Annotated in this window: 25 protein-coding genes and 1 pseudogene; 6 read left to right on the top strand and 20 right to left on the bottom strand. The window is 61.4% G+C overall.

Annotated features, from left to right (window positions below; all coding sequences use genetic code 11):
- Positions 1–70 precede the first annotated feature (70 nt).
- The 5 genes and pseudogenes from HYH07_RS03700 (at position 71) to HYH07_RS03720 (ending at position 3,964) form a co-directional block, all read left to right on the top strand.
- Positions 71–394, top strand: coding sequence for a Dabb family protein (locus HYH07_RS03700; RefSeq protein WP_220001178.1), 324 nt, complete (start codon positions 71–73; stop codon positions 392–394).
- Positions 391–1,470, top strand: coding sequence for a maleylacetate reductase (locus HYH07_RS03705; RefSeq protein ID WP_220001179.1), 1,080 nt, complete (start codon positions 391–393; stop codon positions 1,468–1,470). The genes HYH07_RS03700 and HYH07_RS03705 overlap by 4 nt, the downstream gene beginning before the upstream one ends.
- 4 nt (positions 1,471–1,474) lie before the next feature.
- Positions 1,475–1,683, top strand: a pseudogene (locus HYH07_RS03710) (cytosine deaminase); the annotation flags it as partial.
- 379 nt (positions 1,684–2,062) lie between these two features.
- On the top strand, positions 2,063–2,977 hold the full coding sequence (locus HYH07_RS03715) for a dihydrodipicolinate synthase family protein (protein ID WP_220001180.1): 915 nt from the start codon (positions 2,063–2,065) through the stop codon (positions 2,975–2,977).
- A gap of 108 nt (positions 2,978–3,085) precedes the next feature.
- On the top strand, positions 3,086–3,964 hold the full coding sequence (locus tag HYH07_RS03720) for an IclR family transcriptional regulator (RefSeq protein ID WP_220001181.1): 879 nt from the start codon (positions 3,086–3,088) through the stop codon (positions 3,962–3,964).
- Positions 3,965–4,100: 136 nt separating this feature from the next.
- Here HYH07_RS03720 and HYH07_RS03725 read toward each other — a convergent pair whose 3' ends face one another.
- The 5 genes from HYH07_RS03725 to HYH07_RS03745 are packed head-to-tail and all read right to left on the bottom strand — an operon-like array spanning position 4,101 to position 8,904.
- Positions 4,101–5,426, bottom strand: coding sequence for an MFS transporter (locus HYH07_RS03725; RefSeq protein ID WP_220001182.1), 1,326 nt, complete (start codon positions 5,424–5,426; stop codon positions 4,101–4,103).
- A gap of 34 nt (positions 5,427–5,460) precedes the next feature.
- On the bottom strand, positions 5,461–6,339 hold the full coding sequence (locus HYH07_RS03730) for an alpha/beta fold hydrolase (protein ID WP_220001183.1): 879 nt from the start codon (positions 6,337–6,339) through the stop codon (positions 5,461–5,463).
- Between the two features lie 3 nt (positions 6,340–6,342).
- A complete protein-coding gene (locus tag HYH07_RS03735; protein WP_220001184.1) occupies positions 6,343–7,443 on the bottom strand; it encodes a flavin reductase in 1,101 nt (366 codons plus the stop codon).
- A gap of 35 nt (positions 7,444–7,478) precedes the next feature.
- Positions 7,479–8,504, bottom strand: a complete 1,026-nt coding sequence (locus HYH07_RS03740) for an LLM class flavin-dependent oxidoreductase (protein ID WP_220001185.1) — start codon at positions 8,502–8,504, stop codon at positions 7,479–7,481.
- 37 nt (positions 8,505–8,541) lie between these two features.
- Positions 8,542–8,904, bottom strand: a complete 363-nt coding sequence (locus HYH07_RS03745) for a VOC family protein (RefSeq protein WP_220001186.1) — start codon at positions 8,902–8,904, stop codon at positions 8,542–8,544.
- Between the two features lie 483 nt (positions 8,905–9,387).
- Between HYH07_RS03745 and HYH07_RS03750 the strand changes: the two genes are divergently transcribed.
- Positions 9,388–10,155 carry a hypothetical protein gene (locus HYH07_RS03750; RefSeq protein WP_220001187.1) on the top strand — a complete coding sequence of 256 codons (768 nt, stop codon included), beginning with the start codon at positions 9,388–9,390 and terminating at the stop codon, positions 10,153–10,155.
- A 37-nt stretch (positions 10,156–10,192) separates the two neighbouring features.
- Here HYH07_RS03750 and HYH07_RS03755 read toward each other — a convergent pair whose 3' ends face one another.
- From HYH07_RS03755 to HYH07_RS03825, 15 genes are all read right to left on the bottom strand, one after another.
- Complete coding sequence (locus HYH07_RS03755; RefSeq protein ID WP_220001188.1) at positions 10,193–10,729, bottom strand: tetratricopeptide repeat protein; 537 nt, start codon at positions 10,727–10,729, stop codon at positions 10,193–10,195.
- Between the two features lie 83 nt (positions 10,730–10,812).
- Complete coding sequence (locus HYH07_RS03760; protein WP_220001189.1) at positions 10,813–11,217, bottom strand: hypothetical protein; 405 nt, start codon at positions 11,215–11,217, stop codon at positions 10,813–10,815.
- A 12-nt stretch (positions 11,218–11,229) separates the two neighbouring features.
- The gene (locus HYH07_RS03765; protein ID WP_220001190.1) at positions 11,230–12,891 is read right to left on the bottom strand and encodes a type II and III secretion system protein family protein; all 1,662 of its coding nucleotides are present in this window, start codon (positions 12,889–12,891) and stop codon (positions 11,230–11,232) included.
- Between the two features lie 424 nt (positions 12,892–13,315).
- Positions 13,316–13,735 (bottom strand): TadE family protein, encoded by a 420-nt coding sequence (locus HYH07_RS03770; RefSeq protein ID WP_220001224.1) that lies wholly within the window; start codon positions 13,733–13,735, stop codon positions 13,316–13,318.
- Entirely contained in the window at positions 13,732–15,144 is a 1,413-nt protein-coding gene (locus HYH07_RS03775) for a pilus assembly protein TadG-related protein (protein ID WP_220001191.1), read from the bottom strand. The genes HYH07_RS03770 and HYH07_RS03775 overlap by 4 nt, the downstream gene beginning before the upstream one ends.
- Before the next feature lie 8 nt (positions 15,145–15,152).
- Positions 15,153–15,584: a hypothetical protein gene (locus HYH07_RS03780; RefSeq protein WP_228749195.1), complete on the bottom strand. Its 432-nt coding sequence runs from the start codon at positions 15,582–15,584 to the stop codon at positions 15,153–15,155.
- Between the two features lie 54 nt (positions 15,585–15,638).
- Entirely contained in the window at positions 15,639–16,286 is a 648-nt protein-coding gene (locus tag HYH07_RS03785; RefSeq protein ID WP_220001193.1) for an isoprenylcysteine carboxylmethyltransferase family protein, read from the bottom strand.
- A gap of 2 nt (positions 16,287–16,288) precedes the next feature.
- Entirely contained in the window at positions 16,289–17,197 is a 909-nt protein-coding gene (locus HYH07_RS03790; protein WP_220001194.1) for a type II secretion system F family protein, read from the bottom strand.
- Positions 17,194–18,126, bottom strand: coding sequence for a type II secretion system F family protein (locus tag HYH07_RS03795; protein WP_220001195.1), 933 nt, complete (start codon positions 18,124–18,126; stop codon positions 17,194–17,196). Before HYH07_RS03795 ends, HYH07_RS03790 begins: the two co-directional genes overlap by 4 nt.
- Positions 18,123–19,568 (bottom strand): CpaF family protein, encoded by a 1,446-nt coding sequence (locus tag HYH07_RS03800; RefSeq protein ID WP_409363877.1) that lies wholly within the window; start codon positions 19,566–19,568, stop codon positions 18,123–18,125. Before HYH07_RS03800 ends, HYH07_RS03795 begins: the two co-directional genes overlap by 4 nt.
- Positions 19,565–20,770: a pilus assembly protein CpaE gene (locus HYH07_RS03805; protein WP_220001196.1), complete on the bottom strand. Its 1,206-nt coding sequence runs from the start codon at positions 20,768–20,770 to the stop codon at positions 19,565–19,567. Before HYH07_RS03805 ends, HYH07_RS03800 begins: the two co-directional genes overlap by 4 nt.
- Positions 20,770–21,741, bottom strand: coding sequence for a Flp pilus assembly protein CpaB (cpaB, locus tag HYH07_RS03810; RefSeq protein WP_220001197.1), 972 nt, complete (start codon positions 21,739–21,741; stop codon positions 20,770–20,772). Before cpaB ends, HYH07_RS03805 begins: the two co-directional genes overlap by 1 nt.
- A gap of 1 nt (position 21,742) precedes the next feature.
- Complete coding sequence (locus HYH07_RS03815; RefSeq protein WP_220001198.1) at positions 21,743–22,249, bottom strand: prepilin peptidase; 507 nt, start codon at positions 22,247–22,249, stop codon at positions 21,743–21,745.
- Positions 22,250–22,355: 106 nt separating this feature from the next.
- The gene (locus tag HYH07_RS03820) at positions 22,356–22,571 is read right to left on the bottom strand and encodes a hypothetical protein (protein WP_220001199.1); all 216 of its coding nucleotides are present in this window, start codon (positions 22,569–22,571) and stop codon (positions 22,356–22,358) included.
- 507 nt (positions 22,572–23,078) lie between these two features.
- Positions 23,079–26,686, bottom strand: a 3,608-nt coding sequence (locus HYH07_RS03825; RefSeq protein WP_220001200.1) for a VCBS domain-containing protein, incomplete at its 5' end; no start/stop codon positions are given.

Below are 26,686 nucleotides of genomic sequence, written 5' to 3' on the forward strand. Positions count from 1 at the left end.
CTTTATTTCCGTCTCTCGCAAGTCAAAATGCCCAGGACACAAGCAGGATAGCAGGCGAGGACACAGGGAAATGTCGGGCCCGATCAGGCACATCGTGATGTGGCGGCTGCGCGGGGAGACCCCAGAGGAGCGCACTGCCGCCCGGATCAAGGTCAAGGTCCTGTTCGAGGGCCTCAAGGGCCGGATCGACGGCCTCACCCACATCGAAGTCGGCATGGATGTCAGCGCCGTCGACTACGCCTGCGACGTAGTGCTGTTCTCCGAGTTCACGGACCAGGCGGCGCTCAGCGCCTACGCCAACCACCCCGAACATTTGCGCGTGCGCGAGGCGCTGGGCGACTTGCGGATCGGACGCTTCCAGGTCGATTATCCCATCAAAGAGACCGGCACATGATCGGTTCGTTCACCTTTGAAAACCTGCCCTGCCGCGTCGTGTTCGGCAGCGGAACGCTGGCTCAAGCCAAGGCCGAGGTCGAACGGCTCGGTGGCAAGCGCGCGCTGGTGCTGACGACGCCGCAGCAGGAGGCCCAAGGCAAGAGCCTGGGGACAGCGCTCGGCCCGCTTTATGCCGGCATCTTTCCCGGCGCGGTGATGCATACGCCGGTCGAGGTCACCGAGCGTGCGCTCGCGGCGATGAAGGCGTGCGAGGCCGACTGTGTCGTCTCGCTGGGCGGCGGCTCGACCACCGGCCTCGGCAAGGCGCTGGCCTTGCGTACCGGCGTCAACCAGCTCTGCATTCCCACCACCTACGCCGGCTCGGAGATGACGCCGATCGTCGGCCAGACCGACAACGGCCTGAAGACCACGGTGCGCGACGCGGCGATCCTGCCGGAGACCGTGATCTACGATGTCGACCTCACCCTGACGCTGCCGGCGAGCCTGGCCGCGACATCAGGCATCAATGCGATCGCGCATGCGGTCGAGGCGCTCTACGCGCGCGATGCCAATCCCGTGACCTCGCTGATGGCGGAAGAAGGCATCCGCGCGCTGGCGCGCGCCCTGCCGGCAATCGCCGCGAAGAGCGACGACCGCGAGGCCCGCACCGAAGCGCTCTATGGCGCCTGGCTGTGCGGCGTCTGCCTCGGCACCGTCGGCATGGCGCTGCATCACAAGCTCTGCCATACGCTCGGCGGAACCTTCGACCTGCCGCACGCCGAGACCCACACCATCGTGCTGCCGCATGCACTGGCCTACAACGCACCGGCCGCGCCCGACGCGATGGCGCGGATCTCGCGCGCGATCGGTGCCGCCGATGCATCGCTGGGACTCTACGAACTCGCCAAGCGGCTGGGCGCGAAGCTGGCGCTACGCAATGTCGGCATGCCCGAAAGCGGCATCGACAAGGCCGCAGATCTCGCCGTCACCAACGCCTATTGGAATCCGCGCCCGCTCGAGCGCAATACCATCCGCGACCTGATCGCACGCGCGTGGGCCGGCGAGCCGCCGGGCGCGGCCAAAGCGGCGGCGTAACGCGATGCGGCGCACGCTGATCAGATCGGCCACCGTCATCAGCATGGATGACGCGATCGGCGACCTCGGCACCGTCGACCTGCTGGTCGAGGGCAACCGTATCGCCGACGTGCGGCCATCGATCGAGGTCGCGGCCGACATGGAGATCGTCGACGGCAAGGGCCGCATCGTCATCGCGGCCTGATCGACGCGCATATGCACACCTGGCAGTCGCGTAGAGTGTAAAGTCGTAATACTCGATCATGTTGCCGATGGCGCTAGCCGCCGCAACCTTGCGGATGTCGCTGGACTGACGCGCCGTGATCGCAGCAGCCGATTGATCCGCGACTCTGCCGGCCTCGATCGATCCCACCAACTCGCTCATGCCTCCGCTCGGCAAGGCTGAGCCTCGCTCGTCTTTTTGTCCGTATTTCGGACATCATGACCAGCATCTTATCCCACATTGTCAAGGGAATTCTTGGCGAGGGTTTGATGTTTGCATAACAGCTTTAACCATCGGAATTGAGCCAATGAGGGCCGCCAGCCTTGACGCGACACGGTATTTTGTCGTAGGCAATTGTTCACATTCCGGACAAAAATGGAGGAAGAAGAGATGCCAGCAAAGATCACCGGGATCATTCCGCCCCTCACCACACCCTTCGACCAGAACGGCGATATCGACGAGAAGGCGTTTCGCCGTCAGGTGAAGTTCCTGCTCGACAAGGGTGTGCATGGCGTCTGTGTCGGCGGCAGCACCGGCGAGGGTCACACGCTCACCGCCGACGAATTCCGCCGCCTGATCGAGGCCTGCGCAGAGGAGCTGAACGGCAAGATCCCGCTCATCGCCGGCATCATCGCAAACTCGACCCGCGAGGCCATCGCCCGCGCCCGCGCCATCGAGCACGTCAACGTCGCCGCGCTCCAGATCACGCCGGTGCACTATCTCTTCAAGCCGGACGAGGATGCGACCGTTGGACACTTCAAGACGCTGTCGGAGTCGGTCAAGCAGCCGGTCATCATCTACAACGTGGTGCCCTGGAACTATCTGAGCCCCGCGCTGCTCCTGCGCATCATGAACGAGCTGCCCGGCGTGATCGGCGTCAAGCAGAGCGCCGGCGATCTCAAGCTGATGGCCGACCTGCTGCTCGACGTGCCCGCGGGCAAGGCAGTGCTGACCGCGGTCGATGCGCTGCTCTACCCGTCCTTCGTCCTCGGTGCGCACGGGACGATCGCGGCCAATCCGGCCGCCGTGCCCGGCGCCTGCGTCGCCCTGTGGAACGCGGTCCAGCGTGGCGACCACGCCACCGCGCTTGAGATCCACAAGCGCCTGCTGCGGTTCTGGAACACCATCGTCGGCGACAATCTGCCGGCTTGCGTGAAGCATGCCCTCACCCTCCAGGGCTCGCCGAGCGGCCTGCCGCGGCAGCCAATGCCGGCGCCGACCACTCGGCAGAAGGAGGCAATCGCGGCGGCGCTCAAGCCGTTGATGGAGGTCGAAGGCGGCGTGAGGCTCGTTGCGGCCGAGTAAGCATGCGAGAATGGGCGCGGCCGCATTGCCGCCGCGCCCGATTCCGTCTAGGTCGGATATGGTCCGCATCCTGGATGTTGCATCGTGGCGCCGCCCGAAAGGTCCGACATGACGAGCGTCGACAGCAGTCGACAGAGCGTGAAGTCGCTCTTCAAGATGCTGGAGGTCTTGGAGGCATTTTCCTCCACGGATCCCGAACTCAGCGTGGTCGAAATCGCCCGCCGCACCAGCCTGCCCCGCACCACCGTTCATCGCATCGTCGACAGCCTGCGCAGCGTCGGGTTCCTGGAACAGGACGCGAGCCGCGATCGCTACCGCCTCGGCATAAAACTGTTCGAGCTTGGCGGCAGCGCGCTCACGAACCTGCCGCTTTATCGCGAGGCACCGCCCTTCGTCGATACGCTCGCCAAACTGAGCGGTGAGGACGTGCATCTCTGCATCTTCGATGGTGCGCAGATGGTCTTCGTCAACCGCCGCAATCAATTCGCGCGGCCCCACAACACCGTCATCACGATGGAAGCCTCGCCCTGTCACTCGACCGGCGTCGGCAAGGCGGCGCTCGCCTTCCAGAGCGAAGCGGTGATCGAGCGCGTCATCCGCGCCGGCCTCGCCCGCTTCACGCCGAACACCATCGTCGAGCCGAAGCGCTTGAAGACCGAACTGGCCGCGATCAGGACACGCGGATATTCGATTGACGACTGCGAGCACGAACCGGAGTTGCGGTGCGTGGGCGCCCCTATCCGCAACAGCACCGGCCGCGTCTTCGCGGCGATCAGTGTGAGTGGCCCGACGCGCCGCGTCACGCCTGAACGGGTGCCCGAGCTCGCACGCGCCGTGATGACCCATGCCGAACTTCTATCGATCCGACTGGGTTATCAGCCCGACTTGCAAAGCCGGACGGCTGCCCCTCTGCCGGAGCGCAACACGGCCAAAAAAAGTCGGCGGCGGACCACAGCAGGCGCAACCCACGATGAACGGTCTGTTTGATGGTACGCGACTGCAGGTGCTAATCGCGAACTTTCTTTCTGAGCGTTGAGACCTTGCCGTCGGCGCCCTCAGTGCCATCCGCGCGACAAGCAGGCCGGATAGCACCAAGCTTGATGCGACCACGACGCGGATTCGCTTAAGCCGCCTCACGCGCGAGCGACGGAACCGAATGGCCAGGTCGCAACTGCCAGTGCACGACAAGGAGACAGAGCCCGCCGATCGCCGCCAGCGCGCCGCCGACGGTGGAGAGAGCCGAGCCGAGAGTGCCCTGGAAGAATTGCGCGGCAACAACGGCGACCAGCGTTGGCGCGATTGCCGTTCCCGTAATGCCGACCCAGGCGAAATGAACCGCCGTGATCTTGCCGATCGCAGCTCCCGGCGACAGATGCACGATCGTCGATGTGCCGATGGTGAACAGGCTCGCGGCCAGAAGATTGAAGACGGCGAGCAGCATCCAGACCGCAACGATGGACCCCGCGAGCGGAACAAGGACTGCCGGAAGGAAGATCAGCGCCGAGATCCCCACACCCAGGGCCGGGATCGCCGGCAATCCGAACCGGCGATAGACGGCATCGACGAGAAAGCCGGCGATGAACTGGCTGGCTGTGCTGAGAAACAGGACGATGAGACCATAGGTCAGTCCGATCTCGCCGGCCGGAATCTTCCACACGCGCCCGAGAAAGGCCGGTATCCAGGACGAGTACGCGACCGACAACATGATCGTTGCGGCATTCCCCAGAAACAGCGGGACGAAGACGAGCCAGCGATCGCGAACGGCTTCGAAAGCGTCCCTGAGCGCGATGGGTTGACCCGTTCCGACGGACCGCCTCGCCGGCTCCTTGAACGTGTAGACGAGCAAGGCGACCGGTAGCGCAATCGCGCCGCACATGATCAGCACGAGCTGCCATGAGCGAACGGTGATCCCCAGCAGGGGTAGAACGTAGCTCCCGCTCTCCCCCACGAAGTGAAGAATTGCGCCGCCGCCCAATAGCGCCAGCCCGCCGCCGATGCTCGCGCCCATGGCCCAGATCGCGACGGCCCGCCCGCGAAACCGGGGATGGAAGGCGTCTCTGACCAGCGACATGCTCGAAGGTCCGCAGGTGGCTTCACCTGCTCCAACGCCGCAGCGGCCAAGAAAGAGGCCTGCATAGGTGGTGACGGAGCCGCATAGCATCGTCGAGATGCCCCACACGGTCATGCCCATGGCCAGGACCCGTCGACGCGGGAAACGATCGACCAGCATGCCGACGAACCATCCGCCGACCGCGTAGGTGATGATGAAGGCCGCTCCGATCAGGAAGCTCATCAGCGTGTCTGAAATCTGCAGGTCGCGCTTGATCGGCTGCACCAAGAGCGGCAGTGCTGCGCGATCGATGAACGCAACAGCATTCACGAGACACAGGACGCCAACCAACCACCAATCACCGAGTTGCGGCCGCTCGACTTCTTGTTCGGTTTCCATGCGTTTCCTTCTCCCTGACGTCATTGCGCCCGTTTCACTTCGCTTGAGCGGCCATCTCGCGAACGACCGCGTTGAATTTCGAGGGAGCTTCAAGCTTGAGAATGTGACCGCAATCCTCGAATGGATACGATGTCGCCCGAGGCGCGGCGGCGAGGAGCCGTTCGGCGTGATCCTGCTGCGGCGCGACCTGATCGCGCGTGCCGGAGAGGATGGCGATCGGGCAGCTCACCTCCGAGATGATGTCGGGCGTGTAAACGGTGAACGTTGACCGGATCGCCTGTCGCCAGCCCTCGGTCGTCATTGCGTCGCGCAGGCGCTCAACGTGCTGCCGGACCAGTGGCGGTGTATCCGGGGTCAGCAACCTGTCCGCGATGGCCGCACGCGACACCGGCATGCTGACGTCCGCCGTACGAAGCCAGGCGTTGAGCTCGGCGGTACGCGTCTCGCCGGCGAGATGACCTCTGGCGACGTTGGGTGCCGAAAGAACAAGGCTCCCAACCAGCGCGGGATATCGTCTGGCGAAAGCCGTCGCCACGATGCTCCCCCAGGAGCTGCCGACCAGCGCTGCAAGCCGGCGCACGCCGAGCGCACGCAGCAAACCTTCCACTGCGCTCGCGTAGTCGTCGATCTTTGCGTCCTGCCCCGGGATTGGTGAGCTTCCACCGAAGCCGGGGGCGTTCCAGGCGATCACGTGGAAATCTCGCGATAGCCCGGCGAACTGGCCGCGGTATCCTGCCGAACTGGAGCCCAGCCCGTGAAGCATCAGGACCGCAGGATTGTTCGGGTCTCCGGCGGCGCGATATTCGATCTGGCCCCGCTGCCCGGAATAGATCGATGACGTAACATCGACCCGGGCGAGGGCCGGCAAATCCTGTGTAAGCAGCTCGGCATCGGACGGAGACAAATCAGCCATCGCTCAAGCTCCGACCGCGAGATCGAGCCGTCTGGCGGGCTCGCGAGAATGCTCAGCTTCATAGCCAAGCCGGTGCGACAGGTCCTTCGCCGTGTCGCGCAAGGCGCGGGCGAACGCGCCGTCGAGGTCGGCGCGGAATCGACCCGCCTCACCCACCGCGGTCAGCGCCAGCACCGCGCGGCCATCCGCATCGAGCACGGGCGCGCTGAGGGCGTTGATGACAGTCTCGCTGCGATAGAAGGTCGCCAGTCCTTGCCTAGCGACTCCCTGGCGGCGCACCTCCGCGAGGCGTTCGTTCCAATTGCCCTCCGCAGTCGCCACGTCCTGACCCGGCAAGGCCGTCTCAACAATTGCTTCGGGAGGAAGGTACGCAGCGAAGGCCAGACCAGTCGCGGTCGATGTCACCGGGAGGATCAACCCCACGGGAAGCGCTTCGCTCACCGGAGCGGATGCCGGCTCCCAGTGGGTGATGGTCGGACCGTGGGCGCCCCAGACGGCGAGCGCCATGGTCTCGTCGAACCGTCTGACCAGACGCTCGATCGCCCGCATGCCAAGCCGCATCGCCGAGAGCTGGACCTGCCTGCGATCGGACGACAGCGTGCTGTCGGCCAGATCATGCGGATCCGCCAGCAGATACCTGCCATTGCCGAAGACGAGCGGCTTCCGCTCGGCTTGATCGATCGCAACGACCTCGCCGACATAGATCGTGTGGTCGCCGCCCGGCACCCGGGACACGACCCGACATTGCAGCCGGGCGCTGCAATCGCGAAGCAGCGGCACGCCGCCGGCGCCGAGATCGACCTCGATGCCGGCGAACTTCGCATGCGAGGATTTCGCAAACCGCTTCGACAGCTCGATCTGGTCCTCAGCCAGGATATTCACGGCAAAGCGCTCGGCCTCAAAGAAGGCCGGATGACTGCCGCTCTTCACGGCCTGGCTCCAGAGCACCAGCGGCGGATCGAGCGACACCGAGCTGAACGAATTGGCCGTCACGCCTTGGAATTGGCCGGCGTCATCCACGGTCGTGACAACAGTCACGCCCGTGACGAAGCTTCCGAGCACACGCCTGAGGTCGCGGCTGTCGAACAAAGGAGCATCGGGCATTTCCACCTCCTCAGCGTTCATCCGTTCTTTTGCGTTTACGCGGCAACTGCTTCGGCCGATTCCACCGCCGGCACGACATTCTCGGCGAAGCGGCGGATCGAGGCCGCGGCTTCGGCGTGCGGCATGGTCCCGAGCATGAAGCTTCCGATCACATAGTTCAGCCCACCCGACGCGACCTGGTCGGACAGGATTTGCGTCACCGTGCGGGCCGAGCCGGCAATCGCATGGCCGGATTCGACGAGTTGGTCGAACGCGGGCGGCAGCTTCGCATTCACGGGCTGCGTGCCGTGCTTGCGCCAGAGCTTGATGAAATTCTCGTAGAATGTCGGCCAGGCCTTCCGACCGAGCTCATGGGCCTCACGGTCGGTCTCGCCGACGATGATGTAGCGATTGACGCCGATGAGCGGCGAGCTGTCTTGCGAGCCGGCCGTGGCCATTTCCTCGCGATAGCGATCCGAAATCGCACGCACGCGCGAGACCTGGCCGCCGCAGACCACGTTCACGCCGTTGCGCGCCGGCCAGACCACGGAATCGGGCGAGCCGACCGCGTACCACATCGGCGGACGCGGCCGCTGCAGCGGCTTCATTTCCACCGTATAGCCGTTCAGGCTCCAGAACTCGCCCGTCGTCGTGACGAAATCCTGCGCAAAGCAGCGCTGGATCGTCTCAAAGGCCTCCGCATACATCTTCGCCGCCTTCGCCGAGTCGATCCCGAGTGCGTCGAGCTCGTGCGGTGAGGCGCCGCGCCCGATTCCGAACTCGAACCGGCCGCCGCTCAGATGATCGAGCATGCAGATCTCTTCGTAGAGGCGCGCCGGATTGTAGGTCGGCAGCAGATAGACGAGCGGACATAGCCTCAGCCTCTCTGTGCGCTGCGACAGCGCGGCCATCCACACGCTGGGCGACGGCGTCGTGCTCAGCGGCGTGCCATGATGCTCGCTCATGTGGAAGCAATGGAAGCCGAGACGATCGTAGAGCTCGGCGAGCTGAAGCCGGTTCTCGTACTGCTCCGCCAGCGGAAGGCCGGAACGGTCATTCTGGTCGAAGACGCCGAATTTCATGATTGATCTCCTCGTTGATTGATGTGCGCAGGCCGCGTCAGGCCGAGGGGCCGGGCCGAACGTGAAGCTGAAACAGATTGCCTTCGGGGTCGGCGAAGGTTGCGACGCTGCCGTGCGCGCCCATGTCGCGGCTTGCCAGATGCCGGCCGCCGAGCCGCTCGATCCTTGCTGTAACGGACGCAAGGTCGGCCGCGTCGAACACGATCACGCTGCCGCGCGCTTCATTCGCCGCCTCGGCTGCCGAACTCAGTGCGAACGCAAGCGGCCCGGCCTTGAACTGGCACCATCTGTCGCGATCACGAAACGACAGCGGCAGCTCCAGCGCCTCGGCGTAGAAGGCCTGCATGCGATCCATGTCATTGACGACCGTGTAGACGCTGCTGATGGCACCAAGGGGCATCTCTTTTTCCTCCTCTCCAGATATTCAATATAGTTGAATATATACTTTATTGTTGTATGATGCTCCCCGGCTTCATTCCTGTCAATCTCGATTCCCTGAACCGGTCGAAGGAAGCAGATGCTGGAGAAGAAGCCGCGCCGAGGCATTCAGTCGGTCGAAATTGCCTTTCGGAGTCCGCGCGTTATGCAGGCGAGCCAGCAGGCCATGGCCTCAAAGGAAGATCGCGCCGCTGGCGGGCCTGACGGCGAGCGCGGCACATCTGATCGAGCGGGAGTGGGGCGCGGTGTTCGGCGGCAAGACCGAAAGCCGTGACTAACCGACCCGGCTTCTAGTTGGTGCCCTATCTCTTGGAGCTGCCCTTAGAGCAAGTTCACGCGGCGGCTTGGAGCCTTTTCCGTTCCGATTGATCGGATCCTCGGGTACCCTGTTCTGGCCGCGTCGGCGGAACTGCTGAAGTCGACGGATGGCTGCATGAGAGCGGAGATGGGCAGGCTCGATAAGCAGATGGATCCCTTCCACCCTGCCGGTCATCTGACGGCGGCGGATCGCGACCCTGAGAACCCAGGTGAGCAAGTCGACGCGGCCTCGTTCGTTGACGCGGCCCGAGAAGAAGCCGCCTCGTGGCCCGCGCATTTTGGGTCGGGCCAGGCGGCGACCGGCGTCACGGGCTCTACCAATTGGATCGACCGAGCAGCTCGCATCTGGCGACGCCATCTCCAGCGCGATCAACTCCCCCGGACGACCGGAGGGTCGATGGGAAACCTGGAGCGGTGGTTGATCGCACTGCTGAGCGTCGGCTTCGTCGTGAGTTGCGTCTGCGCGATCATTGTCTTCATGCAGGTCAACGCGCACAAATTGGAGATCGCAACACTGCAACGTGACATCATCGCGCTCAAGCTCCGCGTCGCCAGGCTCGATCAGATCGCAAGCACCAATGAGATACGCGAAAAGGCAAGCAGTGGAACACCCAAGCCGCCGTTGGAGACCCAACCTGACCAGGCCCCGCTCATCCTGTCACGTGAAGAGATTCAGCTTGTCCGGGACCATATCAAGCCCGCACCGGTTGCTGGCCCCGCAACAGAGACGATAAAGGTCGGCGATCCCGTCGTGGGAGAAACCGTTCCCTTTTCCTCTCCGATCACGGACAAGGTGCGGAAACTGCTCGGCGCGCGATTTACCGTTCGCAACGGCGTTGTTGTCATCGTCCGCAGCGGCAGCCGTCGAGCTGACGCTGTGATTGGGCCAAATTGACGAGAACTGGCCGCGATCGCAGGAGCCGATCGCCCCCTTAAGGCTGATTGTTTGGCGGCCTTTCGATGAAGCGCCGGCTGCCGTTGAGAAGCTCGAGGTTATTGGCGATGACCGGGTTGCCTGGATCGAGCGAATAAGCCTTCTCGAACTTTCGGCGCGCCGCACTCAGATTGCCGCGCAGCATGTACGAGTATCCCTGGTCATTCAGGATCTGAACCGTCTCGCCTCCCAGCCGGATCGCCTGAGCATAGGCCTGATCGGCCAGGTCGAAACGACGCAGCTTGTCATAGCTCGCTGCGAGCCCGATCCAGGCCGTGACGTCCTTGGGTGATTTCTCGACGGCATCCTTGAAATAGCGCTGTGAGAGTCCGTAACTGCCGCGATTGTAATGCTCCAGGCCCAGCCGCACAGGCTCGTCCGACGGATAGTACTTGACGTCGGTCGGCTCCTGCACGGGGTCCCCGCCCGGCGGATCGACGGGAGCCACGATGGCGGCTTCCCGCGTGGTATAGTCACATGCCGCAAGGCCTGGCGCCAGCCAGCAACAGGTCAGCAGTAGAATGGCACGTCGCATAAACCCTTGTCCCCCGGCCGGTTCAGCGCATTCACTGCACCAAGCGCAAATACCCGTTGCTCAACTCACTTGCCAAAAAACCACTACCTGCTCCCTGCCGCTGGCCCGCCGACCGGCACTGAGATTCCCGACGAAGTTCCCGCTCCCAATCCTTCCACGCTGATGTTCTGGGTTGGAGCAGTCCGCACGCCCATCTGTTTCGTCGGATCGCCGTTGTCGGGAAGCTGATCCACAGGCTGTTTCGTGTTGCCATAGCGCGTCACGGCGGCGCCCACACGTCGCGCATCGTATGCGATCCGGCGATCGCCGACGTATCGCGGCCAGGGGTGGATGGTGTGGGTGACGGCATTCACCTGCTTGGCATCGCCGGCGCTCATCGTGATGGTGTCGGATCGCTGAAAATAGCGGTCCACCTCATCATGACCAGCGAGACCGTAGCACCCCCCAAGGAGGAAGGGCGCGAACAGAGCCAGATACCTGATCGTCATCTCGCGCGTCCTCTAGTTGAGGGTTTTCACGACCGGCTGATCGACAGCAGCGGCCGGAGCCGCAACGGGCGCCCTGACTTCAGGAGCGATGATGTGCCCGTACGGACCCTTCACTTCGCCACCCGAATTGACGTAGTCATTGTAACGCTTGCGAACTTCCATCTGGCCGTTGAGGAAGAAGTCGACATCGTTCGCCGGCAGGCGGGAATCAAGCGGCGATGCCAATTGCTGACCGGGCGCCGCCGGTGCGACCAGGCGCGGGGTCACGATGATCACCAGATCGGTTTCCTCCTGTTGGTACGACTTGCTGCTGAAGAGGGTTCCAATCACCGGAACCGAGCCGATCCATGGCAATTGCGAAACATCCTGGCGATTACGGGTCTGGAGCAGGCCGGCAATGGCAAAGCTCTGGCCATCGCGTAGCTCGACCGTAGTCCTTGCGTCGCGACGGCTCAGCGCGGGAATGGTGGTGCCGGCAATTTGCACCGCATTCGTGAAATCTAGCTCACTGACGGACGGTTCAACGCGCAGATTGATCACGCCGCGTGACAGGACTGTGGGAACGAAACTAAGCTCAACACCGAACTTCTTGAATTCGATGGTCACGGTCGGCAAAGCGCCGGCAACCGCAGTCGAGGCAATCGGCACCGGAAATTCACCGCCCGCCAGGAATCGCGCTGCGTCGCCTGAAAGGGCGATCAAATTGGGCTCCGCCAACCGGCGAACCAATCCTTTGGTTTCCAGCGCAGAGATCAACAGGTCCACCGAGCCACCATTGCTGGTGCGGATGACGCTGGTCAACAAACTTCCGAACGGTTGAGGAGCTACAACATTCGCGGCGGTGTTTAGGAGCGATCCTGCCGTTCCGAGCAGCGGGAGGCTCCCCGTCGGCGGAGCACCAACAGCACTGCCGCCAGCACCGAGGGGGCCAGTGCTCGTATTAATGCCACCAATCGGGGATCGACCGGCGGCGGTCACGCGACCAAGCCCGGTATTGCCAACGTTGGTGCCATTGGCATTGGCGGCATACAAGTTCATGCCGAGCTCGCGACCGGCGTTGCGGTCCGCCTCGAGAAAGCGCACCTCAAGCATCACCTGCTGCGGTGCCGCTACGCTCATCGCGTTGACGATTGTCCCCCCTTTGCCAACCGTGCTGGTGGCGATCGCCATGGCCCGCTCGGCGGTAACCGCGTCCACCGCGGTGCCGCTAAGCACCACCTGCCCCTCGGAGGCCGACACGCGAATACCTTGGCCACCGGTGCTGGTCCGGATGTTCTGCTGTAGATTTCCGGTATCGATCACGACCTCGACGTCGAGGATCCCGATCTGCTTCATCGAGGAGTCAAATAGTATGACGTTTGTCGTACCGGTCTGCTTGCCCTGCACGTAAATGAGGTGATCGCTGAGCGACTTCACGTCCACGATGTCAGGCGAGCCGGCCACGATGGTCGCGAAAGCCGTATCGACCTTGAAGGTGCGTGACTTGTTGACGACCACCTTGACCCGCTGGACGTCGTTCATTTCGCTGACGAAGACGCCGCCGGAGGATCCCCGCCGGTCTGCAGCCGTCGCGCGGTCCGCAGACGCAAAGGAGGCGAGCGCCGCACCAAGACCCATCGCGCCGAAGGCGAGAAGCCTCCCTACAGTCCTACCCGAAACGCGATCACCACCCATTCGAGCCCCCCACCAGCAATCCGCAGCATCCCCGCAAACCTGCGTGCTCGATGCCCCAGCAATTCTCCTCCGCGCACCACGTCGCAGAGCTTACAGTTTGTCCCACTACAATTCGTTACTACGTGCTTCCAAGATCATCCTCCCTCATATAGCCTCCTTGCAAGAAGAGACCCTGATCGCACAACCTCAAACAGCAAAGAAAACTTTGCAATGTTGCCAGCAAGCATCATTTTCTCTTCTTCCGTTGTCGAATCTTGAGGGCTCGACGCATGGAAGTGCCCTCGCACGCGCCGGCGCGCTGCGACGAATCGCGGGCAAAAACACGTAAGATATACTGCCATATTCAAGCCGAGTTGAGCTGAGCCCGTGCTCGGCATCATCGCCGGTTCCCTCGGGGTGCCTCATGGGCTGATGCTCGGGAGAGCTAAAAGGGAATTTGCGTGGACGCGCTCGGCGCATTCAATTTTGTGCCCCATATCGGCATCAGCATTTTAAAGGCTGTTTGAGAAGCTGTAATGGTCAGATTGGTGGGGCTGGATCCAGCGGTCATTGTCGGCGTAAGGCCGCCGAAATACAGGAAAGGCGCAATATTCTGCCTCTGTGCGACAGGCAGGTAGGTATTGATATCGATACAGCCGGAGGGTGACGTGTTGTTGGTCACGTCAGGTGTGTAGCACCTGATCATCGTTGCCCGGGCGCCCGCGCTCGCGAGCGTCCGCAAGGACTGCAGGGTGATCGCATAGCGTCCGAGATCGAAGATGGCGAATATCAATGTGAAAAACGCTGTGAAGATGAGGACAAATTCGAACGCCGCGACACCACGATTGTCGAGCTTTCTCATCACAGCACCAAAGCGATAACTTGGGTGTAAGCGACCGGACCACATCCTTGGGTGCTCAGGAAGCCGCCGCCGCTCATGGTGAGTGTTTTGGCGATCACCTCTGAACACGTCGTGTTTGCACTTTGAGTTCCTCCGTTCCAGGTCACGTCGACATTCGGGAAGTAGGCCGCCCCCCCTAATGCGACGGCACCACCGCCATTGATCGTGACAGCATTTTTGGACTTCGTCGGCGCCTGATCATCGATCAGAACGCCGTTGAGATCAGATGAGAAAGTGTTGGTGACGGGAGCAGAGAGCGTGACCGTGCCGCCGCTGATGGAAAGACTAGAATCCCCGAGCAATACGAAGGTTACGCCAAGACCCGTGCCAGCAGGCGGCCACTTTGTGCAGGCGTTGCAGGTGACTGCTCCCCCATTGATCTTTATTGTCGCGTTATAAAAGACGTACGTGCCTGGAGCGAAATCTAACCAGTCTCCGGTCGTCACCGACAGGTTTCCGTACGCCCCGGTGGCAGGGGGAGCATTCGGGGACGTCGTATAACAAGTCTTGGTGCCGGCGGGCGGCGCTGGCGAGGTGGGACATGTGATTTTTGTTTCCGGATTGGAACTGCCGGTCCTGCTGTTGAACGCCTCACTGTTCAGCTTGCTGAGCGGATTGGTTGCGTATGGCATAAAATAGTTGTGCGGCACGCCAGGATTGCTACAGGTGCTTGAAGGGGTACAGCCACTTGCACCGTAAACCGCCCATCCCGACCCCGTGAAAGTTGGTGTGCTGGCAAACTGAACAGTGGTGTCCGACATCATCCCGCAGCCCGTTCCGTTGTTGCTGAGGTGACCACCAAGCTTGAGTGCGCCTGTGTCAGGCCCAAGTGCCAGTGCACATAGCTTTGTCGGGTTCTGAACCAAGGCAATGGCTTGGGCGGGGATGGTGACGGTTTTGAAACCCAGGACTGCTGCCAAGGAGGCCGGCTGTTGCTGCTTGACTATGGCGCGAACCGCGTTACCCGTGCCCTTGGGTGGGGTTGTGAACGTGCCCGCATTGGAGTCGCCGAAATAATCGCCGACATCGATTTGCACGACCCGCGAGATTCCGCTCGGAAGGGTCGCCACACACTTGCTGTCAGGATAGAGCGTGCTGTCCTTTGGATTTGAGTTGCAAAACGCATTCTGCGCCGCGAATTCCCTTGCGCGATAATCCACCGATTGCGTATCGCAGGTCGCACCGGCGATCGTGCATGAAAGTCGCAATGCGCCCGAATAGGCCGCCGCATCCGCGGCGTTCTGTGCGTTCTTGTGGGTGACGTACCACGATCCGGCCTCGGCCCCGAGTGCGACCACTCCGATGAGCGGCACGAGCGCGATGACCGTTGCGAATGCGACCGAGCCTCGCCGTGAATGGAGCAGGTCACGCATGGAAACACCTATTGGAACCGTTCTGAGTAGCGCAGCGTGTACGTACAAGACGGGCTACACAACACTGCTCGCCACACAATTGGGGTCAAAGTGACGGTTGTCGTGAATGTAAAATACTTCGGAGTAGCGATATTGCTCGACGAGCAGGCAACACGCGCGTCTCCGCATATCACCTGGATGTTGCTGATCGGATAACCGGCCACTGTTGTCTGTAGCCCCGGCCTCCAGTTCAGAGTGCCGTCCGGGCCGAGCGGATTATAGTATTGCAGATATTGCCCGAAGCCACGGAGCGCCGACCAGGCCGAGCTAAACTGCAAGCCCGCGATGGCCAGCTCGGCGAGCGACATCAGCAGGAACGCCACCAGGACAGGATAAACGATCAATGTCTCGAGCGCGACTGCACCGCGTTGATCGACGAAGAGAGATTTGCTGTGGCTCATGAGCCCACCTCGACCGATACTCACCGCTCCGGTCATGGACCGGATCAACAACACTCACCAAACGTAAGGGATCACCCGCCAGCGCGAGGCCTCGTAGCTCGAATATTCAGGGCAGTTGCGCCGAAGCAGGTCCTCTTCGTAATGAATTCGGCAGATCTGGACGCCGATATGCAGGACGAGCAGGATGGCTGTCAGCAGCGACGGGTTTTTCAGCACCACACCCAACACCGCGATTTCTTCCGCGAGGTAGAGCGGGTGCTTGATCCACCGATACGGACCCGTTTGCACCACGTTACGCGCCTGCGGCACCAAGCTGAATGACCTGCCAAGATGCCTGATGGTGACCAGCATCATGATCATGCCGATCAATACGCAAGCGGTGGATGCCAGGTTTGGTAGCGCCTGGTCGGTCTTGCCGAAGAGCGCGATCGTCCATGGCATGTAAGTGCCGACGAACGCCGCTATTCTCGGGAGAAGACCTTCCGCCTGCGCCTTTGCCGGCGGCCGTGTGATGGTCAACAGCGCCAGCAGTACGTAAAAGACAGCGAGACAGAAACTCGACAGAAGCGACGGCCAAGGATCACCGGCCGATGAGCCAATCTTGATGGCGACGCCAAGAGCCAGCAACATGAACCACATGCCGCCGAACAGCTGCATCGTCCGATCGTAGGAAGAGGCTTTCGACAGGGCAACGGTGCTCATGGCTATTTACCGAAGCTGGCAAATGAACGTACGAGATGCAGAATGGGACTTCCTCCCAAAATCACGAACATGGCTGGGAGCAGGAACAGGACCATGGGAATGGTCAGCTTGGCGCCCAGCTTGTGTGCTCTTTCTTCGAGCTTGGTAATACGTTCTCGCCGGAGGTCGACGGCGATGCTCCGCAGCGCCTGGCCGACCGGCGTCCCGTATTGCAGACTTTGAGCGAGCATGGTCCCGAAGCGGCGCAGCCCATCCGACGTAGCTCCCAGCTTCTCGAATGCCTCGCTGCGGCTGGGCAATATCCGGAGATCATCAAGAAGATTCCTCAACACCCCTGCCATGGACGGATTGGTCTCGCTCATTTCCTGCGCTACCCGTGCCAGCCCGCTCTCCAGGCCCATTCCCGCTTCGCTGCACACAACCAGCAGATCGATCATATCCGGCGTGCCCAGACGAATGGCCGCATCAAACCGCCGCTTCAGCATCCCCAGTATCAACCGCGGTCCCACGATTCCGACCGCCATGCCGATCAGCGTGAAGACCAGCACGTCCAGCAACGGCTTCCCCAGGAGCTCAGCGACCCCTCCGGCGATGATGGGGCACAAGAACATGCTGACGGCCTTGACACCGATCCAGGTCGGCAGGGCTCGACGATGATTGAAACCGGCTGATTGAAGAATCGCTCGTAGCTGATCCAGATTTTCCTCCGCGTAGAAGCGGCGGTACCGCATGCCGAGCGACGAGAACCAACCGGTCATGTCTTGGAACGGCGCCGACCGTCCGGCAACGCCCATCACAGCGTTCGAGACCCGCACGTCCAAAGCGCGAATGTGCATTTCGCGGATGATCAACACGCAGCTCGCAGCACCGGCTGCGAATGCGAGGGCCACCAGACCAAGACCAAGCGTCATAGTGCCGTTTCCCGTCTGACCATCCAACTTATAACCAAGGCCCCGACAAGCACCGAGACCACTGCGTAGGCCAGCAGCTTGTTTCCAACCGGATCAGTGAACAACAGATCGACCGTTTGCGGATTGGCTGCGTATAGCGCCCCGCCTCCAAGCAAGGGCGAGATCGTCAGCGCCCGCGAGGAAAAGATCACCTCTCCCGCCAGCGCCTTGGCCCGCGCGGCCAGTGCAACGCGTTGCCTCACGGTATCTCCCAGGTTCTGTAAGGTCTCCGCAAGGCTGCCACCCGACTTCAACTGAACCGCAAGGGTCACCGCGAACATCGCATATTCCGCCACTTGAGTTCGCCGATAGACACTTTGGACGGCGTCCTCGGGAGGTCTTCCAAGATTCACCTCGCTGCATACGATGGCAAACTGCCCAGCCGTTGGTTGCGGCATGTCGCGCGCGAGGGCGCGAAAAGCTTCGTGCACAGGCAGCCCCGATCGAACGGTGCTTGTCACGAGTTGGATCGCATCAGGCAGCTGTCGAAAAAGTTGCCTGGTGAAGCGACGTTGCTGCCATCCGAAGAGGCCTCGCACGACAACTATGGCGGCAATGGCCGCCGCGACGGACACGTAAAGAATTGAGAATCCCAGCAGGAGATTGGTGTAAAGGATTGCTGCTGCTGCGATGGCACCGGCAAGCAACACATAGGCTGGATGCCAGGTGTAAGGTATCTCGCGATTGTAATTGGCCACGCGATGGAGCAACCGTGACGAAGACCCGGCCTCCAAGCGGCGAATGGATGGTAGGTTGACTGGATGGGAAGCTGGCAGAGCAACCGCCAGCCGGCGATTTATGCGTCGCTCCCGAGCGTCGAGCCACAGCGAAATGGCTGCTGCGCAGATCGCGAGCACCAGAAACGATGCGATTACAGACTCCGGCATCATATTTGCCTCATTGCCTCGGCCCACGCTCCATCCAGCCCGTAATAGACAAGACGGCTCTTGAATTTCGGAGTTGCAAGGTTGCACCTGTAGGTGCCCGATAGACGACCCTGCTCATCCTCCTCCTTGTATTCGAAGGCTGCGATGTCATTGGTGGTGATCACGTCCCCTTCGAGGCCGATCACCTCGCTGATCTGAACGATGCGACGTTGCCCGTCCCGCATGCGTTCGACCTGCACAATGAGATCGAGTGCAGCGACGATCTGAGCACGAATGGCCCGCGACGGCAGATTGACTTGTCCCATCTGCACCATGTTTTCGATGCGGGTCAGGGCGTCCCGGGTACTATTCGCATGGACCGTGGAGATCGAACCGTCGTGGCCGGTGTTCATCGCCTGGAGCATGTCGAAGGCTTCCGCGCTGCGAACTTCGCCAACGACGATCCGGTCGGGACGCATGCGCAGGGCGTTCACCAGCAGATCGCGTTGCGTCACCTGCCCTGTGCCCTCCAGACTGGGAGGCCGGGTCTCCAGGCTGATCACGTGCGGCTGCTGAAGCTGCAACTCTGCCGCATCCTCGATCGTTACGATGCGTTCGCTGTGATCGATGAATTGACTCATCGCGTTCAGGAGCGTCGTCTTGCCGGACCCGGTACCGCCGGAGACCAGAACATTGAGCCGAGACCGGGCGGCGATCTCCAGCAGTTTTCCGATGGCCGCGGTCATTGAGCCATTTTCGATCAATCCGGCGATATCCAAACGGTGGCTTGGAAATTTCCGGATGGAGATGCACGGACTATGGATCGCCAGCGGCGGGAGAATGATGTTGACGCGGCTGCCATCCAGCAGGCGGCAGTCCACCATCGGGCTGGATTCGTCGACGCGCCGGCCAACCTGCGCGGCAATCTTCTGAGCGACGGAGGCGATATGATCATTGTCGCGGAATCGCACCGCAATTCGTTCCAGCCTGCCGCTCCGCTCCACGTAGACGTTGCTGGGACCGTTCACCATGATATCGCTGATCGATTGATCGAGCAGCAGCGGACGGAGCGGGCCGTATCCGGTCATGTCGTCGGCAATCTCGTCCGCGAGCTGAAGCTGCTCGCGCCCCGACAGCTCGAGCCGCTCCTGGTTGGCAATTTGATGGATGATTTCCTCGATCTGCCGCCGAAGAACTTCGCGCGAAACGGTTGCCGCCACCGCTGGCTCGATCTGCTCGATGACCCGTTCACGCAAAGACTCCGGTATTATCGGGTGGTGGATCGAGGGGTCGTCGCGCCTGGACGCGGATGCGGGCCGGTTTGACACAGGTGGAGGCGCGCTTGGCGCGGATACAGCAAGGTTGGGCATCGACGGAAGCGAACCTGCCGCGGGACCAGGCAGCTCAGCCCCCAATGCAGCTACAAGAACGGACGCCTCTTCCTCACGTCTTCCAAATATTTTCATCGCAGATGTGCTGTGAGCACCCTCCTCCACCAGCTCTTCCGCTCGGCGCCGACACCGCTGATCTCCCGTACAATCGGTGCCAGGTGACGTCGCAATTTCCTGACGTGCTTCAGAGCGGGAATTCCGAGATTGAGCGCCTCGGTCATCCCCTTGCCGAGATCGGGAACGACGATGTCCGGCTCTGCGCCCATCGCCTTGACAACTGCCTCCCTGGGGAGTCCACCGGGACGACCGGCCCGGTTGAGCAAGGTAAAGACCCGATCTTTGCCGGCTATGTTGACGACGGCGGTGCGCAGCGCGTGGGCATTGCGAAGCCCGGTCACCTCGGCTTCGAGTAGCACCATCACGTGACGGGAAAGCTTAATCACCGGATAGATCGACGGGGGAAACGGCACGGGCACATCGACGACGATGTAGTTGAATCGTTGACGGAGCAGGCCCAGCACGTGTCGTACGCCGGCTTCCGTGATTTCGAGCTGCGCATCGAGATCCTCATCGGCCGAGACCAGACAGACCCGCTCGTTGACTTCGATTGCCGCGCGCTCGAGGAACAGTGTGTCCGCCCTCATCGGATTCTCCAGGGCGATGCGCAGCCCCGCCCCGGGACGGACACCCAGCATCACGGCGGCTTCGCCGCCCTGCAGATGAAGGTCGAGCAGCGCGACCTTGGCCTTGGTGGTTTCGGCGAGCTGCAGTGCCAGATTGATCGCGATACTTGTGGCGCCGGCCCCGCCCTGCGCCCCACAGATCGAAACGACGTGACCGCCGCGATCGATCTGGTTGGGGGCAACATCACCCAGCAGCTTGGGGCGCAACTGGTCCAGCACCAAATCGCGCGTGAGCGGCCGCGGCAGATACTCGGCCAGGCCGAGCTCCAGAAGCTCACGGTAGAAGGTGATCTCCCTGTTCTCGCCAATCACAGCTACGCGGACATCGGGCGGACAGACGCCGGCCAGCCTCTCCAGTTCAGTGAAGGGATCATCGATGCCGCTGATGTCCGTTACCAGCGCGCACAGGTCTGTGTCGGATTCCAGCATCCGTATCGCATTGCGGATCGTGCCGCGCCTGATCGAGAGGTTGGCGCCTTCGAGCCCCTTGCGCAGAGCCGCCGCGCTGATCTCATCATTCACGAAGCAAACGATGCGGTTACGTGCAACGATCGATGTCGCTTCTTCGGGCGGAGTAGCTATGGCGATGTTCATCAACGTTTCTCCGACAGCCTGTTTGTGTAATCCATAGCCGTTGCGGTCTTTTGGATAACCTCGGGCGCTCCGTCGCAGCTGACGAACGCGCCTTCGTCCTCTCTCCTGACTGTGTATTGCTTGACCTCGCGGCCCGAATGAACGACCACTGCCGTTCTCTGAGCCGCGATAGCATTCTGCCGGGCAAGTTCCGGCGACACATCGCAACTCGACGTCGCGCCAGTGTCCGCCTGGTCCCACTGATCGACCGCCGCGCGCACGGCTAGCGACAGCGTTCCGAGCTGCTTTGCAACCGTGACCCTCTTGACCTGCTCCTGCGCAAGCTCAAGCGACACGGTTTGCGTTTGCTTCCCTGGCATGCCGCCGATGGGTCGCGCGCCCTGCACGATTTCCTGGTCAATGGCGATGACCCGAACATTGCGCAAAATGGTTTCGCTCAGGGCGCGCTTCACTGGATCGGCCTTCTCGAAGACCTGGGTCAGCACGACATCGACATGATCGCCGGGCCTGATGAGCCACGAGACGCCCGACTCCTCGTCAACCTTGATGCTGATCGCACGGCTGTCCGGTGCGAGCACACTTGCGAGGAAACCCCGATCCCGCGGGCGCAGGATGTCCTGCAACGTGACAGGACTGCCCGCTTCGACGAACTTGCGGATTAGCGAGCCGGGAAGCCCGGCCCTGGACTCGGGCGTTTCCAGGATGGCCCCTTGTGGAACGCGCTCCGGCGGCACCGACTGAACCTTGAAATCCTCCTCGCGGACCAATGTGCCCTTCGGCAATGGATGTGCCGCTACAAAGTACCCCGCGGTTGGGGCTGGCGCCATTGCTGGTGCCGGCGCCGCCTCGGTGACCTGCACGGGCGCCGGAGGCTCCGCCTTCGGCAGGTTCATGTTATAGGCGATCAGCCCGAACGCAGTGGTTGCCAGCAGAAGCACCATGATGATCGACAGACGCAAGGCGGATGACATCTCACAATCCTTTGCTCAAAATCGTCCAAATACCCCCGCAGGCTATTGCAACCCCGTAGGGCAGCGGGGCGTGTCGCAAATGGCGCCAGCGTTCGATCGCGTAGACCCGGCGCGGGAGTGACGATCTGGCGGGCGCCAGTTTGGGATGAGGCAGGTGGCGCATCATCAGATGCACCAGGGCAAGAACGCCGCCGGCCAGCGCAGTTATGGTCAGGAGCTGAATCTGGCCGGCCAGTGGAAACCCGATCGCCAGAGCAGTCAGCAATTTGACATCGCCGCCGCCAATTCCTCCGCGGGTGTAGAGGACGAACAGCAGCAGAAAGAGGATCGCGGCCGATATCAGCGACTCAGAAATTTGCATTGGATTGGGCAATTGACTGGCGATCCCGAGCGCCGCCAGCGCGAGACACATTTCATTTCGGATCAGGCGCGTCGCGACATCGATCGTTGCGACGTAGAGCAACAACAGGATTTCCAGTATTGAGGCGATGTATGAAACCGAGCTCATGAAAATGCATGCCTCGAAGAGGTGGGAAGGCACACTAGGAATGCAGAAAGAACATTCGAGAGGGGGGACACATTTCGATGCCCCCCTCTGGCGTCAAATCGCCGTTTCAGCCAGCGATGGCGGTGGCGAAGGCTGTGGTGATAGCGGTGATCCCTGTGGTCAGGGCGGCCCCGATTTGGCCACCAGCTCCACCGCCGAACACGGCACCCACTGCGCCAACGATGCAAACCGCGACGATGATGTACTCGAATGACACCACGCCGTCCTGGTCCGTCCGCAGACGCCTCAACGCTTCCTTGGTCTCGATGAAATGATGCAACATAGCAGGAATCCCTTGTTTAAAGATGGATTTGCAGACACCTCGGCAACTTCAGCGGCTGCCGATTTATGTCCGGCCCCGCCAGCGATAAACTATTCATTAAATATTTATTACCGTCAACATTTAATGTATTAATGCCTGATTTGAATAACCCATCACAAAACGAGCCCGGCGCGACCATCCAAGAATCGACAAAAACGTTGCAATACAAATACGATAGCTAACAAAACAACCGCATCCCGGGCAGAGCACCGGGCTGGAATCGGCAAGAGTCACCGGATTATTACGGATGAGGAGCTCTATAATAATATTAATTGATGCTGGCCTGCATCGAGCAAATTCACGACGCGCGAAAATTGCAACTGGAGCGAGAATCGCTCAGGCTCAACGAGATGCCGGCCACTCAGAACCGGCGGGGTGCATCAGGGCAGTCAGCAAGGCGCCAGGATCTCCATGCGAACCAGGTACCGACCTTGCAGTCGGCACCTTTAGCCATCTCCTCGCAACGCGTCAGACCAGATCCCCGTGGTAGCTGATCAGCGTTCCCATGTGCTTGTCTGCCTCGGTCTGGAAGCTCGCGGGATCGTACTGGCCCAGCAAGCTGATATTGGCGGTATGAACTCCGTCAGTCACCGAAAGGATTCCGCCAGTGCCGGCCTGATTTGCGACATAACTTGTGGTCGTGCCGTCCCCGAATGAGACGTCGAGCAGATCCAGGTGGTCACCTTCGTTAAACCCGGACACGACACCGCTGAAGTCGAAGGAGTCATGGAGCACGATTGTCCCGGTGGCCGCGGCATCAAACGCAACATGCGCAGATGAAGCCGCTCCGAACTCGATCGTAGCCACGCCATCCATCAGTGCGGTGCCGCTGCCGCTAACGATGCCATTGAGAGTGATGTTGGCTCCATGCGCCCACAGCAGCCCCGAATTGTCCAAGTTACTGTCGATGACCAGACCGCCGCTGCCGCTGGCCGCAATCGTTCCGGAATTGACGATGATGTTGCTACCGGTGTCGATCTCGAGCGCGTTGGTGCCCGTAGCGTCGATTGTACCTTGGTTGACAAGGCTCAATGTCCCCTCGCCAAGCTGTCCGGCTCCCGAAATGGTGTTATCGATGTTGGTCAGCGTGACGTCGGAAACAGCTCCACTGATAGTATTCTCGCTATTGTCGGACAACAGCACCTGACCGCCACCTTCTAGCAAAATGCCGTGCCCGACAAGTTGGAGGTCAGTCTCCGCGCCGGTCGAGTTCAACGAGATCGTGCCCGTATTGTGGATGTTACCGGACAACGGCAGCATTGCGCCGTTGCCGATCGTCATTGTGGCGACGTTGTCGACCATGGGCTTAAAGTCGAACACGAAGTCGTTCGCTGCGAGCGAGGCGGCATCGACGCCATCCAAAGTGATCGTTTGACCGTCGGCCAGCGCAATGACGGCATCACCGTCGTCGTCGGTAGACAGATGCGTCTGGACATCGGCGAAGGTCTTGAAGCTGGCGTAGCCGATCAGATCGATCTGATCATGCGCAACGTCGAAATTATAGATGACGTCGTGGCCGATCGGCCGTGAGAATACAAGCAGATCGCTGCCACCTGACGCTGTGAGATAGTCATTGCCGGAAATGGCGATGATGGGGGAGCCCGTTGCAAAAGCTTCAACATTGTCGGCGAATGTCTCGATGACAGCCGAGCCGTCCGGCTGCATCCAAGTCACGGTCACGTCAAGGTGCAAAGCGCCGGCGAAACTGACTGGCGATGTCACCATGAGCGAGCTGACGTCGGCCGTCTCGATCGTCCACTTGCCATCGGGGAGCAGCGTCCCACCATTGAGTGTCCAGCCGTCGGGCATGCTGGCGACAGTGACCGTGGCGAGTTGCCCCTCGTTGGCCGGCGAGTCGGTCAGGCCCAGATTGATGGGCTGCCCCGATACGCCCGCAGGAGCAAGCGCCGTTCCAAACGCGAAGTCCGCTGCGCCGAAGGTACCGGTTATGCTGGCCAGAGTGGTCAGATTGTCCAAATCTGCAACGAGTATCGCGCCGCCCGCCACGCTCGGATTGGGATCGTAGTAGACCTGCGCGTGGCCCACTGTCGAATTGTGGAATACGAACAGGGCCCCAGTCGTGATATTCGAGTAACCGTTGATCGTTGATTGAACTGTTGCTGTCGTCACGGATGCGTCCGTTTTAATGCCGACCTCCGTGTTGGCGAGATTTATCGCAGCGTTGTTGCCCGTTCTGACGTTTTCAACACTTGTATCGACATCACCAATGACGAATCGCCCGGCGGTTACCGTGAATTCCAGCTTGTCGCCTGAGGTGCTGAAGTCGGTTATGTGGTCACCGGCGTCGGTGACGGCGAGATAGGCGAATGTATCGTTCCCACCACCGCCCGTCAGCGCATCTGCGCCACCACCACCCACGATCCTGTCCGCGCCAGTGCCTGCGCCACCGTTGATCGTGTCGTTACCTGAACCGCCCTTGAGGGTATCATCACCGCCGTTTCCCGAACTGCCCATGATGACAAACGATCCGGACGTGACTGCGCTGGCATCCACGACCAAGTCGCCGTTACCAGTGATGCCAGATCCGTCGATCGCGAGCGTTCCTCCGTTTTGGAATGTCGAAAGGAATGTCAAAGTATCAGTGTGATTTCCGCTGTTGCTGTCACTCAGACTTATTGTTTCGAAATTTGTCAGGCCAATGCTTCCTGTACCATCTCCGATGGTGAATGGCCCCAAACCACCACCACTGACGACGAGAGTGTCCGTCCCGCTTCCCCCTGTCAGCAGGTCGCCGTTGTTCAGCGTTTGGGGAGATTGCGTGCCGGTCACGGTATTGGTGCCCGATACAAAGAAGACCCTGTCGGTGCCGGTCGTGAGAGCGAAAGGGCTGGGGCTCGTGACCGAAATTGTCACCGTATCGACATCGGTCAATGCACCACCCGCTCCGGTGTGGCCATTGTCGCTTGTTGTCACGGTCAGAGTGCTCGTTCCGGCAAAGTTCGATGTCGGAACGTAGTTGACCGTCGAGGCCAGCGTAGAATTGATGGCACCGACTGCTCCGGTCAGCGTCACCGTCGACGTTCCGCTGCCGCTGATCCCTGCGGTACCTCCTGAAACGGTCAAGGTGCCGTTGGTTACGGACAACGTGATCGTTTCGCTGGCGCCGTCCGAGTCGGCATCGAAGATGCTAAGTCCACTGATCGCCTTTGTCGTGTTGACGTTTGTCGTCTGTGCTCCCGGAACCGTATTCACCGGCGCGTCGTTGACCGGGATGACCGCGACTGTCGAGCTCACGATATTGCTGGCGTGGCTGACCGTCTGGCCGTCGTCAACCTGGTAGCTGATGGTGCGGGTCGCGCCCGACGGATTGTCACCCGAGTTCGAGTAAGTCACGGAGCGCAGAGCCGCCTGGTAGTTCGCCACACTCGACGCACCCGTGAGGGTCAGCACCCCGGTGCTGGCGTTATAGCTGCCGGTGATGCCGCTCTGATTGGTAAAACCGAGCACATCCTGGCCGGAGGCGAAGTTACCTGTAATCGAGACCGTCGCGCCGGTCAGATTCGTGCTGTCAACATCCGACACGATCAGCGCTGCATCGATCGCGGTCGCCGCCTGACCCTCGGTATACGACAGTGAACCGCCGTTGGCATTCAGGACCGGCGCATCATTGCTGCCGGTGATGGTGACCGTCACGGTCCCGGTGGCCGTGCCATCCTGGCTGGCGACCGTGAACTGGTCCTTCACCTGCTGGCCCGCGGTGAGCTCATTGTGCGCGCCGTTGCCGGTGTAGCTCCAGACGCCGTTGGCATCGATGGTGAAGTCGCCATAGGTGCCGTGCGCGTTGGTCTGCGCCACGACATGGGCCTGGCCGGTGTCGGGGTCGGCGATGCTGAGCTGACCGCTGGTGTTCAGTGCCGTCGCGGTGTCGCCCTCGCTGACGGACTTCGAGTCCGAAGAGACCGTAGCCGCGTCGTTGCTGCCGGTGATGGTCACCGTCACGAAGCCGGTGGCGGTGCCATCCTGGCTGGCGACCGTGAACTGGTCCTGCACCTGCTGGCCGGCGGTGAGCTCGTTGTGGGCGCCGTTGCCGGTGTAGCTCCAGGCGCCGTTGGCAT

This window comes from Bradyrhizobium sp. BR 10261 (assembly GCF_019455395.1).
Classification (GTDB): domain Bacteria; phylum Pseudomonadota; class Alphaproteobacteria; order Rhizobiales; family Xanthobacteraceae; genus Bradyrhizobium; species Bradyrhizobium manausense.

Coding starts and splice junctions, on each gene's coding strand:
- HYH07_RS03700 (WP_220001178.1), top strand. CDS start 71: ATGTCGGGCCCGATCAGGCACATCGTGATGTGGCGGCTGCGCGGGGAG.
- HYH07_RS03705 (WP_220001179.1), top strand. CDS start 391: ATGATCGGTTCGTTCACCTTTGAAAACCTGCCCTGCCGCGTCGTGTTC.
- HYH07_RS03715 (WP_220001180.1), top strand. CDS start 2,063: ATGCCAGCAAAGATCACCGGGATCATTCCGCCCCTCACCACACCCTTC.
- HYH07_RS03720 (WP_220001181.1), top strand. CDS start 3,086: ATGACGAGCGTCGACAGCAGTCGACAGAGCGTGAAGTCGCTCTTCAAG.
- HYH07_RS03725 (WP_220001182.1), bottom strand. CDS start 5,426: ATGGAAACCGAACAAGAAGTCGAGCGGCCGCAACTCGGTGATTGGTGG.
- HYH07_RS03730 (WP_220001183.1), bottom strand. CDS start 6,339: ATGGCTGATTTGTCTCCGTCCGATGCCGAGCTGCTTACACAGGATTTG.
- HYH07_RS03735 (WP_220001184.1), bottom strand. CDS start 7,443: ATGCCCGATGCTCCTTTGTTCGACAGCCGCGACCTCAGGCGTGTGCTC.
- HYH07_RS03740 (WP_220001185.1), bottom strand. CDS start 8,504: ATGAAATTCGGCGTCTTCGACCAGAATGACCGTTCCGGCCTTCCGCTG.
- HYH07_RS03745 (WP_220001186.1), bottom strand. CDS start 8,904: ATGCCCCTTGGTGCCATCAGCAGCGTCTACACGGTCGTCAATGACATG.
- HYH07_RS03750 (WP_220001187.1), top strand. CDS start 9,388: ATGGGCAGGCTCGATAAGCAGATGGATCCCTTCCACCCTGCCGGTCAT.
- HYH07_RS03755 (WP_220001188.1), bottom strand. CDS start 10,729: ATGCGACGTGCCATTCTACTGCTGACCTGTTGCTGGCTGGCGCCAGGC.
- HYH07_RS03760 (WP_220001189.1), bottom strand. CDS start 11,217: ATGACGATCAGGTATCTGGCTCTGTTCGCGCCCTTCCTCCTTGGGGGG.
- HYH07_RS03765 (WP_220001190.1), bottom strand. CDS start 12,891: ATGGGTGGTGATCGCGTTTCGGGTAGGACTGTAGGGAGGCTTCTCGCC.
- HYH07_RS03775 (WP_220001191.1), bottom strand. CDS start 15,144: ATGCGTGACCTGCTCCATTCACGGCGAGGCTCGGTCGCATTCGCAACG.
- HYH07_RS03780 (WP_228749195.1), bottom strand. CDS start 15,584: ATGAGCCACAGCAAATCTCTCTTCGTCGATCAACGCGGTGCAGTCGCG.
- HYH07_RS03785 (WP_220001193.1), bottom strand. CDS start 16,286: ATGAGCACCGTTGCCCTGTCGAAAGCCTCTTCCTACGATCGGACGATG.
- HYH07_RS03790 (WP_220001194.1), bottom strand. CDS start 17,197: ATGACGCTTGGTCTTGGTCTGGTGGCCCTCGCATTCGCAGCCGGTGCT.
- HYH07_RS03795 (WP_220001195.1), bottom strand. CDS start 18,126: ATGATGCCGGAGTCTGTAATCGCATCGTTTCTGGTGCTCGCGATCTGC.
- HYH07_RS03800 (WP_409363877.1), bottom strand. CDS start 19,568: ATGAAAATATTTGGAAGACGTGAGGAAGAGGCGTCCGTTCTTGTAGCT.
- HYH07_RS03805 (WP_220001196.1), bottom strand. CDS start 20,770: ATGAACATCGCCATAGCTACTCCGCCCGAAGAAGCGACATCGATCGTT.
- cpaB (WP_220001197.1), bottom strand. CDS start 21,741: ATGTCATCCGCCTTGCGTCTGTCGATCATCATGGTGCTTCTGCTGGCA.
- HYH07_RS03815 (WP_220001198.1), bottom strand. CDS start 22,249: ATGAGCTCGGTTTCATACATCGCCTCAATACTGGAAATCCTGTTGTTG.
- HYH07_RS03820 (WP_220001199.1), bottom strand. CDS start 22,571: ATGTTGCATCATTTCATCGAGACCAAGGAAGCGTTGAGGCGTCTGCGG.